This window comes from Streptomyces sp. NPDC055243 (assembly GCF_044544025.1).
GTDB lineage: Bacteria > Actinomycetota > Actinomycetes > Streptomycetales > Streptomycetaceae > Streptomyces.
In genome coordinates, this window is sequence record NZ_JBITWR010000009.1 from 233,067 (window position 1) to 247,794 (window position 14,728).

Here is a 14,728-nt window from a genome sequence, read left to right on the forward strand (position 1 = left end):
ATTGTTCTACTAAAATGCGAACAATGGAGGTTTTCATGACGGCCATGGTGCGGATCGACGCGACCTCGGCGGTGCCCCTCGCCGACCAGATCGCCGCGTGCGCGCGCCGTGCCGTTGCCGACGGCTCCGTGCGGCCGGGTGAGCGGCTGCCCGCCGCCCGGCTGCTGGCCGATTCCCTCGGGGTCAACGTCCATACGGTGCTGCGTGGTTACCAGCGGCTGCGCGCGGAAGGGCTGATCGAGCTCCGGCGGGGGCGCGGCGCGACCGTCGTGGACGGCGCCGTGGTGCGGGCGCGGGCCCAACTGGGGGAGCGGGTGCGGGTGTTCGTCGCCGAAGCGCTGGAGCTCGGGCTCTCGGCGGACGAGGTGCGCTCCCTGGTGGACACGGCGCTGAGGGGGTGAGCGCGATGCGTACGGAGACACCCTGGGGGCCGTGGGAACCGGACTCGCCCGCTGAAGTCGCCGCTCGCTTGGCAGAGTTGCGCGTCCCGTGGTGGATCGCCGGCGGGTACGCGGTGGAGCTGGCCGTCGGCCACGCCTTCCGGGAGCACACGGACATCGACGTGGCTCTGCTGCGGCGCGATCAGCTCGCCGTGCAGGAGGCGTTGCCGTCGTGGGAGTGGTGGGCCGCCGATCCGCCGGGGACGCTGCGGCGGTGGCTGCCGGGGGAGATGCTGCCGGCCGGCGTGCACGACATCTGGTGCAGGCCCGGCGGCGGGGAGCCGTGGCGGATTCAGTTCATGCTGGAGGAGGCCGACGGCCCCGTCTGGGTGTCGCGCCGCGACCGGCGGGTGCGACGGCCCGTCGAGGAGATCGGCCCGGTCGGCACGGACGGCATCCCCCGCCTGGCACCGGAGATCCAGCTCCTCTACAAGGGCAAGTCGCCCCGCCCCAAGGACGAGCGGGACTTCGACGCGCTCCTGCCCGTACTGTCCCCGTCCCAACGGGCCTGGCTGGCATGGGCTGTTGAGACCGCCTACGGACCGCACCCCTGGGTCGCCCGGCTGCGGGCCTGACGTGGGCGGGAGGGTATGGTCCGACGGTTCCGGTACGTGGGTCGCCTGGGGAGGGGAAGGACCGATGGGGCTGCGGGGGACGACCCGGTGGGGCGTCGCGGGTCTGGTGGCTGTGATGCTCGCGGGATGCGGGTCCGCTGCGTCCGGGGGAGGCCCGGGTGAACCCGGTGTGCCCTCCGTGAAGACGGAGAAGGACCTCCCTGAGCTGCCTTTCGACCGCTACGGGTTCAGCGCGCGCGACACCCGGCGCCACACGGAGGCGCAGGCACACATGACGCGGGACTGCATGCGCAGGCTCGGCTTCGAGGACTTCCCCCTCCATCCGAAGACGCCGGAGTACAGAGAGGCCGCGCCGCTGATCGCGGTGGCGATGGCGTCGTATCCGTACGGACCGCTCGATCTCGACAGCGCCCGCCGCTGGGGCTACGGCTGGGACCCGGACCGGTCACCGGCCGATGCCGCGCGGCCCGAGGGCCGCGTCATGACGGACGCCGAGTACGACGCGCTGAACGGAGGGGGCCGGGGGTCCGCCGGAGGCGGGGACTGCGGGAGCAGCGGCGCCGATCGCCTCGTCGAAGGCGTGCGGGACAAGACGCGGATGTGGACGTACGTCTCCCGGCGGAGCGAGATCGTGGACAAGGCCGTCGCCAAGGACCGGCGGGTGCGCAAGGCACTCGCCACCTGGGCCCGGTGCATGGGGAGCAAGGGCGTCGAGCGCTACAAGACCCCGGCCCACGCCTTCCAGGACAAGGCGTGGGGCCGCGGGAACGACGAAGGCGGCAACACCGGCCGTACGAAGAAGGAGCTGGCCACGGCGACCGCCGACGTCGAGTGCAAGCGGGAGCACAACACGGCCGGTGTGTGGTGGGCGGTGCGCGAGGAGAAGCAGCGCGCCGACGTGACCCGCCACAAGGACGCGTACGAGGCGGTGCGCGCCGACCAGGACCGGGTGCGGGCCAATGCGGAGCGGGTGCTCGGCGACCGGTAGGGCACCTCGGCGGCACGCGCGGCAGGGGACATCTGCATCATGGGCGCATGGACATGACCGAGCTTGCCGAGGACCTCCGATGACGGAAGCACCCCGCGTCCGCCGCGCCCGCCCCGCCGACCTCCCCCGCGTCGTGGAACTCGTCGCCGAGCACGCCGCCTACGAGAAGGGCGCGCCGCCCGCCCCCGGCCTGGACCGGCGGCTCGACACGCTCCTCTTCGGGGTGCCGGACCCGCGCCTGCGCTGCCTGGTGGCCGAGCTGCCCGGCGGCGACGTCGTCGGCTACGCCACGTGCGCGCCGGAGATCTCCACCTGGGACGGCGCCGAGTACCTCCACATGGACTGCCTCTTCCTGCGCGACGGACACCGGGGCCTGGGCCTCGGCGAGCTCCTGACGGACGCGGTGGCGGCAGAGGCCCGCTCCCTTGGCATCACCGAGGTCCAGTGGCAGACGCCCGCCTGGAACGAGGGCGCCGTCCGCTTCTACGGCCGGATCGGCGCCGAGGCCAAGGAGAAGCTGCGCTTCGCCTGGCAGGTGCCGCCGCTGCCGTTCGACGCCGTGCTGTCCGACCTCGACGGAGTGATCCGCTTCTACGACATGTCGGAGATCGAGGCGATGGAGCGTGCCGCCGGTCTCCCCCAGGGCAGCACCGCCGAGGTCGCCTTCGCGCCCGAGACGGATCAGCCGCTGATGCTCGGCAACATCGGCAAGGAGGAGTGGGTGGAGGCCATCGCACGCGGCCTCGCCGACCGGGTGCCCTACGAGCGCGGACGCGCCCTGGGCACCGCGGTCGCCGAGGCCGGGTTCTCCGCCGACGCCGCCGTCGTGGACCTGCTCAGGCGGGCCCGCGCGCACCTGCACGTGGGCCTCGTGACGAACGCGACGCCCTGGCTCGACGAGGACCTGGCGCGGCTCGGCATCGCGGACCTCGCGCACACCGTGGTCAGCAGCGCGGGCGTCGGCATCGTCAAGCCGGACCGCCGCATCTACGAGATCGCCGTGGAGCGGGCGGGGGTCCCCGCCGAGCGCTGCCTGTTCGTGGACGACCGCAAGGAGAACGTGGACGCGGCGGTCGCGCTCGGCATGGTGGGGCTCCACTACACCGGACCCGACGATCTACGGAAGGCGCTGGCCCCGGTGCTCGGCCACAGCTGACGGCCGGCACCGGCCCGCGTCTCCCGCCCGCCTCACCGCACCGTCCACCGCCCGCCCAGCATCAGCTCCCGCCCCTCCAGCTCGTCGGCCTCGCGCCAGGCCTGGATCCGCTGCGGGGTGATGCGGAAGTAGGTGTACAGGGTGGTGAGCCTGCTCGGGTCGAAGCCCGTCTTGGTGGCGAAGTCCGCGCGGTCCTCGGCGGTCAACTCGTCCTCGCCGAGCGGGCGTACGGCCCCCTCGATGAGGACGAGGTCGCGGGTGGGCCCGACGCCGACCCGCGCCTTGCCGGACGCCCGGAGATTGCGGCCCGTGACGCTGGCGTCCGGAGTGGCCACCAGCAGGCTCTCGCCGTCCCAGAGGAAGGACAGCGGGATCAGGTACGGGGTCCCGCTCTCCGCGTCCGCCGTCGCCACCCACGCGTCGATGTCGTGGGTGAGGCGGTGCAGCGCGTCCCGCTTGCGCTGCTCGGGCGCGCGGGGGCCGGTCGTCCGCGTGCTCATGAGCTGCGCCGGTTCGAGGTGCGGGCGGCCGGTATGGCGTACGCGTTCATTACTGTTCTCCTCCAAGTGCACTGGATCGGTGCGTCACTTCTACGACGGATCGCGACGGGGGAACGTGACAGATGGACCATAACGAGGCGGCGGTCGACCATGGCGAGGCAGCGGTGAACCGGAGCGAAGCGCTGGCGGCCCGTTTCGAGGAGCACCGGCCGCATCTGAAGGCCGTCGCCTATCGCATGCTCGGTTCGCTCAGCGAGTCCGATGACGCGGTCCAGGAGTCCTGGATACGGCTCAGCCGCGCCGACACCGGTGAGGTGGCGAACCTGGGGGGCTGGCTGACGACCGTCGTCGGCCGGATCTGCCTCGACATGCTGCGTACGCGGCAGTCGCGGCGCGAGGAGTCCCTGTCGCTCTCGCTGGACACGCATGTGCCCGATCCCGTGGTGAGTTGGGGCGACGTGGTCGACCCCGAGCAGGAGGTGCTGCTCGCGGACTCGGTCGGCCTCGCGCTGCTCGTCGTCCTGGAGACGCTGGCGCCCGCCGAGCGGCTCGCCTTCGTGCTGCACGACATGTTCGCCGTGCCCTTCGACGAGGTCGCCCCCATCGTGGAGCGCACCCCGGCCGCGACCCGCCAGCTGGCGAGCCGTGCCCGTCGCCGGGTACAGGGCTCGGCGCCCACGCCCGACAACGACCCGGTGCGCCAGCGCGAGGTGGTCGGCGCCTTCCTCGCCGCCGCGCGGGGCGGCGACTTCGACGCGCTGCTCGAACTGCTCGACCCGGATGTGGTGCTGCGGGCCGACACCGGCGAACTGGCCTCCGGACTCTCGAAGTTGGTGCGCGGCGCGAAGGTGGTCGCCGGGCAGGCCGCGATGTTCGCCGAGGGAGCGCCGCGTACCGAGTTCGCGATGGTCAACGGCCGGCTCGGCCTGGTCGGGGTACCGGGCGACGAGGTGTTCTCGGTCATGGAGTTCACGCTCTCGGACGGCAGGATCGTCGAGCTCAACATCCTCGTCGACCCCGCCCGCGTGCGCGCCCTCGGCCTTCCGGCGTTCCGCGCCTGACCCGCGTTCCGCGCCTGACCCGCGTTCCGCGCCTGACCCGCGTTCCGCGTATGACCCGCGCTCCTCGCGCTCGGCCGGCTCAGCGCCTGACACCCGCCACCTCCCGCAGGTACTCCTTGCGGCAGAGCGGATTGCGGTCGGTGCGCGGCCGGTCCGGGACCTCGCCCCGGACCGGCTGGTAGCGCTCGAAGGCGGACTCGAGCTCGCCCTCGCCGCGCGTCAGCGAGGGCAGCAGCTGCTCCAGCTCGTGCACGCGGGCGGCGGGGATCTCTCCCTCGACGACGTACGAGGCTCCGCGCGCCGTCTGGGTGTGCGGGACCGCCCGCAGCCGTGAGAGCGCGGGCAGGAGCTGCCCGAACACGTCCTCGGGGACGCCGAGCCGGAAGCGGTGCAGCGGCTCGCGCACCTCGGTGCCGGCCCGCCGCAGCGCGCTCAGCAGGACCAGCGGCGTCAGCTGCCGGAAGTCACCGGCCGTGCTCGACATGCTCTTGTCGAAGGTGCCGTGCGCGTGGCTCTGCCGGGGCCAGTAGCCGGAGTGCGTCATCGTGACGACACAGTCGCCGACCTCCCAGCCGTGAACCCCCTGGAGCAGCGTCTCGCGCACGGTCTCCTCGACGGCGCGGAAGAACGCGTACGGCATCGAACCGAGCTCGATCTCCAGCCGGAACTCCACGCCGGAGTCCGGCGGTCCGGGGTCGACGCGCAGACCGACGGTGGCCAGGAACGGGTTGGAGTCCGTGCCGATGATCTCGTACGCGGACCCGCTCCCGGTCACGCGCTCCACGCAGACGGTCGTGGTCTCACGGAACGTGACGTCGATTCCGTACGTGTCGAGGAGGGTCGCCTGGATGACCTCCTTCTGCACCTCGCCGTACAGCGACACGTACACCTCCTGGCGGAGATCGTCCTGCCGCAGATTGATCAGCGGGTCCTGCTCGGCGAGCTGGGCGAGCGCGAGATGCAGGGCGCCCCTGTCACCGGGGCGGGCGGGGACGACGACGGTCTCCAGGGTGGGCGGCGAGAAGTGATGCCGACCGCCTCCGCCCCTTCGCCCCGCCGCGGGCCCCGCGCCCACGACATCGCCGATCCGGATGTCGCCGAGCCCCCACAGCTTCCCGATCTGTCCCGCGCACACCCCCTCGCGCGGGGCCGCCGACCCGCGGTCGAAGACGCCGACCGCGGTGACCTTGCCCTCGCGACCGCCGCCGAACGGCAGCCGGTCCCGGGTGCGGACCGTCCCCGCGAACATCCGGACGTACGCGACCTTCTCACCGGCGTCCCCGCGCTCGACCTTGAACACGGTGCCGGACACGGGTGCGTCCGCGAGCGGGCCGCCGTCCTCGGAGGGCAGCAAATCCCGGATGCCCGCCATGAGTTCGGCGACGCCCGCGCCGGTGGCCGCCGAGCCGAAGAACACCGGGTGCACCAGGGCCCGTCCGGTCTGCGCGGCGAGTTCCGTGCGGAGCCGCTCGGAGGAGAGGCCCGCCTCGTCGTCGACGTACGCGGAGAGCAGGGCGTCGTCGTGCGCGGCGAGCGCGTCGACGAGGCGGTCGGTGAAGGCCGGATCGTCGGCGCCGAAGGGGACGAAGCCCGCGTCGCGGCCGCCGAGAGCGTGGACCGTCCCCATGGGCACGATGTCCGGCACGAGCCGCTGAGCGATGTCGCGCAGCAGCTCCTCGTGGCGTGCGCCGCGTCGGTCGATCTTGTTCACGAAGACGAGCGTGGGAATGCGCAGCCGCCGCAGCGTCCGCATGAGCACGCGGGTCTGCGCCTGGACGCCCTCGACGGCGGAGACGACGAGTACGGCGCCGTCGAGCACGCTCAGCACCCGCTCCACCTCGGCGATGAAGTCCGGGTGGCCGGGGGTGTCGATGAGATTGACGGTGACGTCGTCGACGGCGAAGGAGACCACGGCGGATTTGATCGTGATCCCGCGCTGCCGCTCCAGGGCCAGCGAATCGGTCTGGGTGCTTCCCGCATCGACGCGACCGATCTCGTCGATGACACCGGCGGCGTGCAGCAGCCGCTCGGTCAGGCTGGTCTTCCCGGCGTCAACATGCGCCAGGATTCCCAGGTTCAGGGTGGTGGACGTGCTCGACGTATGCACGGAGTGTCATGTCCTCTGGGTCGATGGCGATTCCCTTCTGGCTGGACATGAACAAACGGCGCATTGCGTCTCCTTGACGGGTCGAGGCGTACGGCAAGTGCAGCAGGGGCGGCCCGGGGCGGCAACCGATTAATGGGGCGGCGCGACGGAAGGGGCGGCGATGAGCCGGCGTCCTCAGCGGCTGCCCGGCCTGGGGCGTGGCGGCGGCGATCGGCCTGACGGCCCTGCTCACGGCATCGCATCTCGCGTACGACGCCCTGCGCATCGCAGGCGCCGGCTATCTGGCATGGCTGTGCGGCACGGCACTGCGGCGCTCGCGCCACCGGGAGCGGGAGGGCGCGGCGGAAGCGGCGGGGCGGCCGAAGTGCCGGGACCGGCGGGAGCGCGGACCTCCGCACTGGGCGACCGCATCCGCCGCCCGTCGTTCCGCCGCCGCCTGGAACAGCTCAGCGAGGTGGCGCGGATGCGGATATGGGTGGGGCGGAGGACGCTTGAAGGGAGGAGTGAGTGCCATGAGGGTCATGTTGAGAGCGCGTCTGGACACACAGATCTCGAACGAGGCGATCAAGAACGGCACGTTGCCGAAGCTGATGCAGGCGGTGACGGAGCAGATCAAGCCCGAGGCGGCGTACTTCGGTCCCAGTGATGGGGGGCGGTGCGCCACCTTCGTCTTCGACATGCAGGACAGCTCGGAGATGCCGTCCATCGCGGAGCCGTTCTTCCTGGAGCTCGGTGCCGAGATCGAGATCTACCCGGTGATGAACGCGGAGGATCTGCGGAAGGGGCTCTCCGCGCTGCAGGGATGACGGGGGCGAGAACGCCAGAAGCACCCGGCTCCGCGCGGATGCCGGGTGCTTCCGTGTGACCTGGTGAGGTCAGGCCTACGACCGGTGAGGTCAGGCCTTCTTGGTCTCCCAGAAGATCTTGTCGATCTGGGCGATGTAGTCGAGCGCCTTCTGGCCCGTGGCCGGGTCCGACGAGCCCTTGGCGGCCGAGAGGGCCTTGAGGGTGTCGTTGACCAGCTGGTGCAGCTCCGGGTACTTCTCGAAGTGCGGGGGCTTGAAGTAGTCGCTCCAGAGCACGGACACGTGGTGCTTGGCGAGCTCCGCGCGCTGCTCCTTGATGCCGATGGCGCGCGTCTGGAACTGCGCGTCGTCGTTGGCGGCCATCTTCTCCTGGACGGCCTTGACCGACTCCGCCTCGATGCGGGCCTGGGCCGGGTCGTACACGCCGCAGGGGAGGTCGCAGTGGGCGCTGACCTTTACCTTGGGGGCAAACAGGCGGGAAAGCATGCAGCGGTCCTTCCTCGTGATCGTCTTCTCAGGTGGGACATTACTCCGTGAGAGACGGCTTTTCGCGAGTGCCCCCTTGGGCTTAGGACAAAAGTCCAGGGTCAGACTGGGACTCGTGGAGGATAGGACCGGGGAGGTGCGGTGATGCCGGAGCTGTCGCAGGAGAGCGAAGGGAGAAGGGCCATCTTGCCGTTGGGCGCGGCCGAGGTGACCGGCCCTTCGATGGTGCCGACGCTGTACCACGGGGACCGTCTGGTGGTGCAGTGGGGCGCACGGGTCCGAGCGGGTGACGTGGTGGTGCTCCGCCATCCGTTCCAGCAGGACCTGTTGGTCGTCAAGCGCGCCGCCGAGCGGCGCGAGGGCGGCTGGTGGGTGCTCGGGGACAACGCGTACGCGGGCGGGGACAGCACGGACTACGGCACGGTGCCCGAGGAACTCGTCCTGGGGAAGGTGTGGTTCCGCTACCGCCCGCCCCGGTCCGGGGCCGGTCAGCGGTCGCCGTTGAGCCTGCTGCGCTGGGCCGTCTCGGCCGCGCGGCCGGTGCTGGCCGACCGGTCGGTCTCCAGGCGCTTGCGGGCGCGGTAGGCGGCGACATTGGCGCGGGTCGCACAGCGGTCCGAGCAGTAGCGTCGGGAACGGTTTGTCGACGTGTCGAGATAGGCGTTGCGGCAGGGCGCTGCCTCGCACAGGCCCAGGCGGTCGACGCCGTGTTCGGTGAGGTGGAAGGCGAGGCCCATCGCGGCGATCGCGGCGTACCCGGACGTCGCGTTCGACGGGTGGTCCGCCAGGTGCATGTGCCACAGCGGGTTGCCCGCGTCGTCGCGGTCGTCGTGGCCGGAGATCTGCGGGCTGACCGGGAACTCCATGAGCAGGGAGTTCAGGAGGTCGACCGCGAGGGTCTCGTCCCCGCTGTCGGCCGCCTCGAAGACCGCCCTGAGCCTGGCCCGCACCGAGCGGAAGCGGGTGACGTCGGAGTCCGTGGCGCGACGTGCCGCCTGTGAACCGCCTCCGAACAGCTCGCGGATCGCCTCGACCGAGGTCAGCGTGTCCTTGTTGCGACCCGGCTCCTCGCTGTTGACCAGACGTACGGCGTAGTCCGAGTAATAGGCCAGTTCCACTTGTAGTCCTTACCGGGGCGGGCTATCTTCATCACGTGCGTGAGTAACGGTTGCGCGTGCTTCGAGGGTATTACGAGAGCGTATTACGTACGGGAGGACTTCTGATGACGGAAACGGTGTCCGGAACCGACTGGCGTGCCTGGCAGAACAGCTGGGACCGGCAGCAGGAGTGGTATCTGCCCGACCGCGAGGAGCGGTTCCGGGTCATGCTGGACATGGTCGAGGCCGTCGTCGGCACCGAACCGCGCGTCCTCGACCTCGCGTGCGGTACGGGGAGTATTACGGACCGGCTGCTCAAGAGGTTCCCGAACGCGGTCAGCACGGGCGTCGACCTCGACCCCGCGCTCCTTGCCATCGCCGAGGGCACCTTCGCCGGGGACGACCGGGTCACCTTCGTGACCGCGGACCTCAAGGACCCCCAGTGGGCGGCGCAGCTGCCGTACGACACGTACGACGCGGTCCTCACCGCCACGGCCCTGCACTGGCTGCACAGCGAGCCCCTCACCACGCTCTACGGCCAGCTCGCGGGACTCGTCAGGGACGGCGGCGTCTTCCTGAACGCCGACCACATGCCCGACCCCGCGACGCCCCGTCTGAACGACGCCGACCGGGCCCAGCGGCACGCCCGCATGGAGAAGGCCAAGGCCGAGGGCGCCGTGGACTGGAAGGACTGGTGGCAGCTCGCCGCGAAGGACCCGGTCCTCGCCGAGCCCACCGCCAAGCGCTTCGAGATCTACGGCGAGCACGCGGACGGCGACACCCCCTCGCCCGAGTGGCACGCGCGCACCCTGCGTGACGCGGGCTTCGGCGAGGCGCGCACGGTGTGGTCGTCGCCATCGGACGCGATGGTGCTCGGCCTCAAGTAGCGCAGCACGAAGGGGCGGTACGGATCGTGGATCCGCACCGCCCCTTTCGCATGTACGCGTCGCGTGGGTACGCGTTACAGCACCTTGGACAGGAACGACTGCGTCCGCTCGTGCTGCGGGTTCGTCAGGACGTCACGCGGGTGGCCGGACTCGACCACCACGCCCTCGTCCATGAAGACGAGGCTGTCGCCGACCTCGCGCGCGAAGCCCATCTCGTGCGTGACGACGATCATCGTCATGCCGGACTCGGCGAGATCGCGCATGACGTCGAGCACGTCACCGACCAGCTCCGGGTCGAGCGCCGACGTCGGCTCGTCGAAGAGCATCAGCTTCGGCTCCATCGCGAGCGCGCGGGCGATGGCCACGCGCTGCTGCTGGCCGCCCGAGAGCTGCGAAGGGTAGTTCTTCGCCTTGTCGGCCAGGCCGACCCGCTCCAGGAGCTGCCCGGCACGCGCCTTCGCCGCCGCCTTCGACTCGCCCTTGACCTGGACCGGCGCCTCCATGACGTTCTCGAGGGCCGTCATGTGCGGGAAGAGGTTGAAGCGCTGGAAGACCATGCCGATGTCCCGGCGCTTGAGGGCGACTTCGCTGTCCTTGAGCTCGTACAGCTTGTCCCCCTTCTGCCGGTAGCCGACCAGCTCGCCGTCGACGTAGAGCCGCCCGGCGTTGACCTTCTCCAGGTGGTTGATGCAGCGCAGGAACGTCGACTTGCCGGAGCCGGAGGGGCCGATGAGGCAGAAGACCTCGCCCGACTTGACCTCCAGGTCGATGCCCTTGAGGACCTCGACGTTGCCGAAGGACTTGTGCACGCCTTCGGACTTCACCATGGCGGTCATGCGGTGCCTCCCCGCGGGCTGTTGAGGGACAGCATGTTGGCCTTGATCTTCTGCCACGGCGTGTTCGGCAGCGAGCGCGACGAACCGCGCGCGTAGTAGCGCTCCAGGTAGAACTGACCGATGCTGAGGATCGACGTCATGATCAGGTACCAGGCCGCCGCCAGGAGCAGGGTCTCGACCGTGGCGCCGGACGAGGTGCCGATGTCCTGGGCGTACCGCAGCAGTTCGAAGTACTGGACCGCGGCCACCAGGGACGTCGTCTTGAGCATGTTGATGACTTCGTTGCCCGTCGGCGGCACGATCACGCGCATCGCCTGCGGAAGCACGACCCGGCGCAGCGTCTTGCCGTGGCTCATGCCGAGCGCCTGGGAGGCCTCCGTCTGGCCCTCGTCGACCGAGAGCAGACCGGCACGGCAGATCTCCGCCATGTACGCGGCCTCGTTGAGGCCGAGGCCGAGCAGCGCCGTCAGGAACGGCGTCATGAAGTCCGACCACTCGTCCTTGTAGAACGGGCCGAGGTTCACGTACTCGAAGACGAAGCCGAGGTTGAACCAGATGAAGAGCTGGACCAGGACCGGCGTACCCCGGAAGAACCAGATGTAGAACCAGGCGATCGACGAGGTCACCGGGTTCTTCGACAGGCGCATGATCGAGAGGACGATGCCGCCGACCACGCCGATGAGCATCGACAGGAAGGTCAGGAGCAGGGTCTCGCGGACACCCTTGAGGATGCGCTCGTCGAAGAAGTTGTCGGGGATCGCGTCCCAGTTGATGTCGCCCTGTGCGAACGCGTAGACGATCGCGGCGAGTGCACCGATGGCGATGACCGCGGAGACATACCTGCCGTAGTGCCGGACAGGGATGGCCTTGATGGCCTCAGGGCGGGAGGACGGGGGTGTGTCCTCCGGTCCCTTCTTGGAGATGTCGGTTGTCACGGGGGTGGCCTTTCAGCGGCGAGACGGTTGCGCGGTCACTTGCCGCCGTTGATCTGGGCTTCCTTGACCGCGCCGTCCTCGACGCCCCACTTCGAGATGATCTTGTCGTAGTCGCCGTTCTTGATGATCGCGTCGAGTGCGGCCTTGATCGCGTCGCGCAGCTCGGGGTTCTTCTTGGAGATCGCGATGCCGTACGGAGCGGCCTCGACCTGCTCGCCGACCAGCTCGAAGTCCTTGCCGCCGCCCGAGGTCTTCACCGCGTACGCGGCGACCGGGAAGTCGGAGGAGCCCGCGTCCGCGCCGCCGGAGCGCAGCCGGGTCTGGGCCTGCTGGTCGTTGTCGAAGGACTCGATGGTGATCTTCTTGCCGCTCTTGCACTTCTTCGACTCGGCCTTGGCGAGGTCGTGCGAGACGGTGCCGCGCTGCACGACGATCTTCTTGCCGCAGAGGTCCGCCCAGGTCTTGATGGACTGGTCGTCGCCCTTCTTGGTGTAGATCGAGACGCCGGCCGTGAAGTAGTCGACGAAGTCGACGCCCTCGCCGATCTTCTTGCCGGTCTCCTCGTCGACGCCTTCCTGGCGGTTCTTGGTGTCGGTCATGGCCGACATCGCGAGGTCGTAGCGCTTGGAGCGCAGACCGCCGAGGAGGGTGTCGAAGGTGCCGTTGTCGAACTGGAACTTCACGCCGAGCTGCTTGCCGAGCGCGTCGCCGAGGTCGGGGTCGATGCCGACCGTCTTGCCGGACTTGTCCTTGAACTCGACGGGCGGGTACGCGATGTCCGAACCGACCTTGATGACACCCGCGTCCCGGATGTCCTTGGGCAGCTTGTCGGCGAGCGGTGCGTTGCTCACCTTCTCGCTGCCCTCGTCCTTGCTCTTGGTCTGGTCGCCGCAACCGGTCAGCAGCAGCGCGCCGGCGACCGCGATCGCGCCGACCGTGGCCATCCGGGACTTCGCGGACTTACCTGCGGTGGTACGACAGATGGAGCGTGCGGTCATGAGGGTCCTCCGGCGGATGAGGGAGTTGCCGAGCGGTCGTGCACACACCTTCGGGTGTCGCGACCTCGTGTGATGACGGCATCTTGCCATTCGGACCGTCCGATTCTGGGTGCCAGAGATGTCAAAATCGGATAACGGGTGACGCCCGGACCCTGACAGCCCGGGACAACAGGCCCGTACCGGCAGGGAACGAAGTACCGCCATTTGAGATCTTCCGTCAATCTCGGGTGAATCTCGCGATGTGGACCCGCCGCGTGCGCTCCGCGGAAAATCGGGCATGGGCCCGTCGTCCGTTCTTGTTGGACCACTACAAGGACCACGGGCACCTCAGGTAACCAATCCCACTCGCCCGCGCCCGGCGCCGTCAGGTAGAAAGGTGCGTTACACCCCTCATCCGGGGCCCAGAGCGCGTGTGCGGCGCGCTCGCGTGTCTGTACCTCCCTCCGCCGACAGGCGGGGAACAGACGCGGTGCCCGCCCACTTCTCAACCAGGAGTGGACACCCTCAACTGATGATTTAAGACTTAAGGGGTCAGACAAGTGGCAGCGGAGATCGTCAATCCTCGCAGCGAGAGCAATACGGGTCACGAAGGCGACAGCGAGCTCGTCGATACCTTCGATCCGGCTTTCGCGCTGCACCGTGGCGGCAAGATGGCCGTGCAGGCCACCGTGCCGGTGCGGGACAAGGACGACCTGTCCCTGGCGTACACGCCCGGCGTCGCGAAAGTGTGCACCGCGATCGCCGAGCAGCCGGAGCTGGTGAACGACTACACATGGAAGTCGAACGTCGTGGCCGTGGTCACCGACGGCACGGCCGTGCTCGGTCTCGGTGACATCGGTCCCGAGGCCTCCCTCCCCGTGATGGAGGGCAAGGCCATTCTGTTCAAGCAGTTCGGCGGCGTGGACGCGGTTCCGATCGCGCTCGCGACGACGGACGCGGACGAGATCGTCGAGACCGTGGTGCGGCTCGCGCCGTCCTTCGGTGGTGTCAACCTCGAGGACATCTCGGCCCCGCGCTGCTTCGAGATCGAGCGCAAGCTCCAGGAGCGGCTCGACATTCCTGTCTTCCACGACGACCAGCACGGCACGGCGGTCGTGACGCTCGCCGCGCTGCGGAACGCGGCGCGACTGACCGGGCGCACGCTCGGTGAGCTGCGTGCCGTGATCTCCGGCGCGGGTGCGGCCGGGGTCGCCATCGCCAAGTTCCTGCTCGAGGCGGGCCTGGGCGACGTGGCGGTCGCGGACCGCAAGGGCGTCGTGAGCCGGGACCGGGACGACCTCACCCCGGTCAAGCGCGAGCTCGCGGAGATCACCAACAAGGCCGGGCTCAGCGGTTCGCTGGAGAGCGCGCTCGCGGGTGCCGATGTGTTCATCGGCGTCTCGGGCGGCACCGTCCCCGAGCCCGCGGTCGCCTCCATGGCTCCGAACTCGTTCGTGTTCGCCATGGCCAACCCGAACCCCGAGGTGCACCCGGACATCGCCCACAAGTACGCGGCTGTCGTCGCGACGGGGCGTTCGGACTACCCGAACCAGATCAACAACGTGCTCGCGTTCCCCGGCATCTTCGCGGGCGCGCTGCAGGTGCGGGCCTCGCGGATCACCGAGACGATGAAGATCGCCGCGGCCGAGGCGCTGGCCGGCGTGGTGGGCGACGAGCTCTCCGCCGATTACGTGATCCCCTCGCCGTTCGACGAGAGGGTCGCCCCGGCGGTCACCGCGGCCGTTGCCGCCGCCGCGCGGGCCGAGGGCGTGGCTCGCCGCTGAGCGGGCGCCCGACGGTGTGACCGCGCCCCCGTCTCGTACGCATGCGTTGCGTACGGGGCGGGGGCGCGGTGCGTGGGTGTGGGTGCGGGTGCG

16 protein-coding genes and 1 pseudogene are annotated in these 14,728 nt (G+C 70.0%); 10 read left to right on the forward strand and 7 right to left on the reverse strand.

Annotated elements, in window-relative coordinates; all coding sequences use genetic code 11:
* The first annotated feature begins 35 nt into the window (after positions 1-35).
* The 4 genes from ACIGXX_RS26305 to ACIGXX_RS26320 all read left to right on the forward strand — a co-directional run bounded on the left by ACIGXX_RS26305 (position 36) and on the right by ACIGXX_RS26320 (position 3,159).
* Complete coding sequence (locus ACIGXX_RS26305) at positions 36-401, forward strand: GntR family transcriptional regulator (RefSeq protein ID WP_399979252.1); 366 nt, start codon at positions 36-38, stop codon at positions 399-401.
* A gap of 5 nt (positions 402-406) precedes the next feature.
* Positions 407-1,015 carry a nucleotidyltransferase domain-containing protein gene (locus tag ACIGXX_RS26310; protein ID WP_399979255.1) on the forward strand — a complete coding sequence of 203 codons (609 nt, stop codon included), beginning with the start codon at positions 407-409 and terminating at the stop codon, positions 1,013-1,015.
* Between the two features lie 178 nt (positions 1,016-1,193).
* Positions 1,194-2,003: a hypothetical protein gene (locus tag ACIGXX_RS26315; protein ID WP_399979258.1), complete on the forward strand. Its 810-nt coding sequence runs from the start codon at positions 1,194-1,196 to the stop codon at positions 2,001-2,003.
* Positions 2,004-2,082: 79 nt separating this feature from the next.
* On the forward strand, positions 2,083-3,159 hold the full coding sequence (locus ACIGXX_RS26320) for an HAD-IA family hydrolase (RefSeq protein WP_351163732.1): 1,077 nt from the start codon (positions 2,083-2,085) through the stop codon (positions 3,157-3,159).
* Positions 3,160-3,191: 32 nt separating this feature from the next.
* On the opposite strand, the gene ACIGXX_RS26325 is transcribed toward ACIGXX_RS26320, so the two are convergent.
* A complete protein-coding gene (locus ACIGXX_RS26325) occupies positions 3,192-3,659 on the reverse strand; it encodes a pyridoxamine 5'-phosphate oxidase family protein (protein ID WP_351163734.1) in 468 nt (155 codons plus the stop codon).
* A gap of 122 nt (positions 3,660-3,781) precedes the next feature.
* On the opposite strand from ACIGXX_RS26325, the gene ACIGXX_RS26330 reads away from it, so the two are divergent.
* Complete coding sequence (locus ACIGXX_RS26330; RefSeq protein WP_399979262.1) at positions 3,782-4,720, forward strand: sigma-70 family RNA polymerase sigma factor; 939 nt, start codon at positions 3,782-3,784, stop codon at positions 4,718-4,720.
* Between the two features lie 79 nt (positions 4,721-4,799).
* On the opposite strand, the gene ACIGXX_RS26335 is transcribed toward ACIGXX_RS26330, so the two are convergent.
* A complete protein-coding gene (locus ACIGXX_RS26335; RefSeq protein ID WP_399979265.1) occupies positions 4,800-6,827 on the reverse strand; it encodes a GTP-binding protein in 2,028 nt (675 codons plus the stop codon).
* Between the two features lie 197 nt (positions 6,828-7,024).
* Between ACIGXX_RS26335 and ACIGXX_RS26340 the strand changes: the two are divergent.
* Positions 7,025-7,114: pseudogene (locus ACIGXX_RS26340) on the forward strand (LysE family translocator); the annotation flags it as partial.
* 225 nt (positions 7,115-7,339) lie between these two features.
* Positions 7,340-7,633 (forward strand): DUF3303 family protein, encoded by a 294-nt coding sequence (locus tag ACIGXX_RS26345; protein WP_361464532.1) that lies wholly within the window; start codon positions 7,340-7,342, stop codon positions 7,631-7,633.
* Between the two features lie 90 nt (positions 7,634-7,723).
* On the opposite strand, the gene sodN is transcribed toward ACIGXX_RS26345, so the two are convergent.
* Complete coding sequence (sodN, locus tag ACIGXX_RS26350; RefSeq protein ID WP_160507177.1) at positions 7,724-8,119, reverse strand: superoxide dismutase, Ni; 396 nt, start codon at positions 8,117-8,119, stop codon at positions 7,724-7,726.
* Between the two features lie 144 nt (positions 8,120-8,263).
* On the opposite strand from sodN, the gene sodX reads away from it, so the two are divergent.
* Positions 8,264-8,704: a nickel-type superoxide dismutase maturation protease gene (sodX, locus tag ACIGXX_RS26355; RefSeq protein WP_366461227.1), complete on the forward strand. Its 441-nt coding sequence runs from the start codon at positions 8,264-8,266 to the stop codon at positions 8,702-8,704.
* On the opposite strand, the gene ACIGXX_RS26360 is transcribed toward sodX, so the two are convergent.
* The gene (locus tag ACIGXX_RS26360) at positions 8,608-9,237 is read right to left on the reverse strand and encodes a CGNR zinc finger domain-containing protein (protein WP_351163744.1); all 630 of its coding nucleotides are present in this window, start codon (positions 9,235-9,237) and stop codon (positions 8,608-8,610) included. The two genes, sodX and ACIGXX_RS26360, sit on opposite strands and share 97 nt — an antisense overlap.
* 104 nt (positions 9,238-9,341) lie before the next feature.
* Between ACIGXX_RS26360 and ACIGXX_RS26365 the strand changes: the two genes are divergently transcribed.
* Positions 9,342-10,103: a class I SAM-dependent methyltransferase gene (locus ACIGXX_RS26365; RefSeq protein WP_399979271.1), complete on the forward strand. Its 762-nt coding sequence runs from the start codon at positions 9,342-9,344 to the stop codon at positions 10,101-10,103.
* A 74-nt stretch (positions 10,104-10,177) separates the two neighbouring features.
* Here ACIGXX_RS26365 and ACIGXX_RS26370 read toward each other — a convergent pair whose 3' ends face one another.
* Genes ACIGXX_RS26370 through ACIGXX_RS26380 form a run of 3 tightly spaced genes read right to left on the reverse strand, consistent with a single transcriptional unit; the run spans position 10,178 to position 12,872 of the window.
* On the reverse strand, positions 10,178-10,939 hold the full coding sequence (locus ACIGXX_RS26370; RefSeq protein ID WP_351163749.1) for an amino acid ABC transporter ATP-binding protein: 762 nt from the start codon (positions 10,937-10,939) through the stop codon (positions 10,178-10,180).
* Positions 10,936-11,874: an amino acid ABC transporter permease gene (locus tag ACIGXX_RS26375; protein WP_361464310.1), complete on the reverse strand. Its 939-nt coding sequence runs from the start codon at positions 11,872-11,874 to the stop codon at positions 10,936-10,938. The genes ACIGXX_RS26370 and ACIGXX_RS26375 overlap by 4 nt, the downstream gene beginning before the upstream one ends.
* A gap of 35 nt (positions 11,875-11,909) precedes the next feature.
* The gene (locus ACIGXX_RS26380) at positions 11,910-12,872 is read right to left on the reverse strand and encodes an ABC transporter substrate-binding protein (RefSeq protein WP_351163753.1); all 963 of its coding nucleotides are present in this window, start codon (positions 12,870-12,872) and stop codon (positions 11,910-11,912) included.
* Positions 12,873-13,411: 539 nt separating this feature from the next.
* On the opposite strand from ACIGXX_RS26380, the gene ACIGXX_RS26385 reads away from it, so the two are divergent.
* The gene (locus ACIGXX_RS26385) at positions 13,412-14,635 is read left to right on the forward strand and encodes an NADP-dependent malic enzyme (RefSeq protein WP_351163755.1); all 1,224 of its coding nucleotides are present in this window, start codon (positions 13,412-13,414) and stop codon (positions 14,633-14,635) included.
* Positions 14,636-14,728 lie beyond the last annotated feature (93 nt).

Excerpts from the sequence above, each read along its gene's own strand:
- ACIGXX_RS26305 (WP_399979252.1), top strand. The coding sequence starts at position 36 with ATGACGGCCATGGTGCGGATCGACGCGACCTCGGCGGTGCCCCTCGCC.
- ACIGXX_RS26310 (WP_399979255.1), top strand. The coding sequence starts at position 407 with ATGCGTACGGAGACACCCTGGGGGCCGTGGGAACCGGACTCGCCCGCT.
- ACIGXX_RS26320 (WP_351163732.1), top strand. The coding sequence starts at position 2,083 with ATGACGGAAGCACCCCGCGTCCGCCGCGCCCGCCCCGCCGACCTCCCC.
- ACIGXX_RS26325 (WP_351163734.1), bottom strand. The coding sequence starts at position 3,659 with ATGAGCACGCGGACGACCGGCCCCCGCGCGCCCGAGCAGCGCAAGCGG.
- ACIGXX_RS26330 (WP_399979262.1), top strand. The coding sequence starts at position 3,782 with ATGGACCATAACGAGGCGGCGGTCGACCATGGCGAGGCAGCGGTGAAC.
- ACIGXX_RS26345 (WP_361464532.1), top strand. The coding sequence starts at position 7,340 with ATGAGGGTCATGTTGAGAGCGCGTCTGGACACACAGATCTCGAACGAG.
- sodN (WP_160507177.1), bottom strand. The coding sequence starts at position 8,119 with ATGCTTTCCCGCCTGTTTGCCCCCAAGGTAAAGGTCAGCGCCCACTGC.
- sodX (WP_366461227.1), top strand. The coding sequence starts at position 8,264 with ATGCCGGAGCTGTCGCAGGAGAGCGAAGGGAGAAGGGCCATCTTGCCG.
- ACIGXX_RS26365 (WP_399979271.1), top strand. The coding sequence starts at position 9,342 with ATGACGGAAACGGTGTCCGGAACCGACTGGCGTGCCTGGCAGAACAGC.
- ACIGXX_RS26370 (WP_351163749.1), bottom strand. The coding sequence starts at position 10,939 with ATGACCGCCATGGTGAAGTCCGAAGGCGTGCACAAGTCCTTCGGCAAC.
- ACIGXX_RS26380 (WP_351163753.1), bottom strand. The coding sequence starts at position 12,872 with ATGACCGCACGCTCCATCTGTCGTACCACCGCAGGTAAGTCCGCGAAG.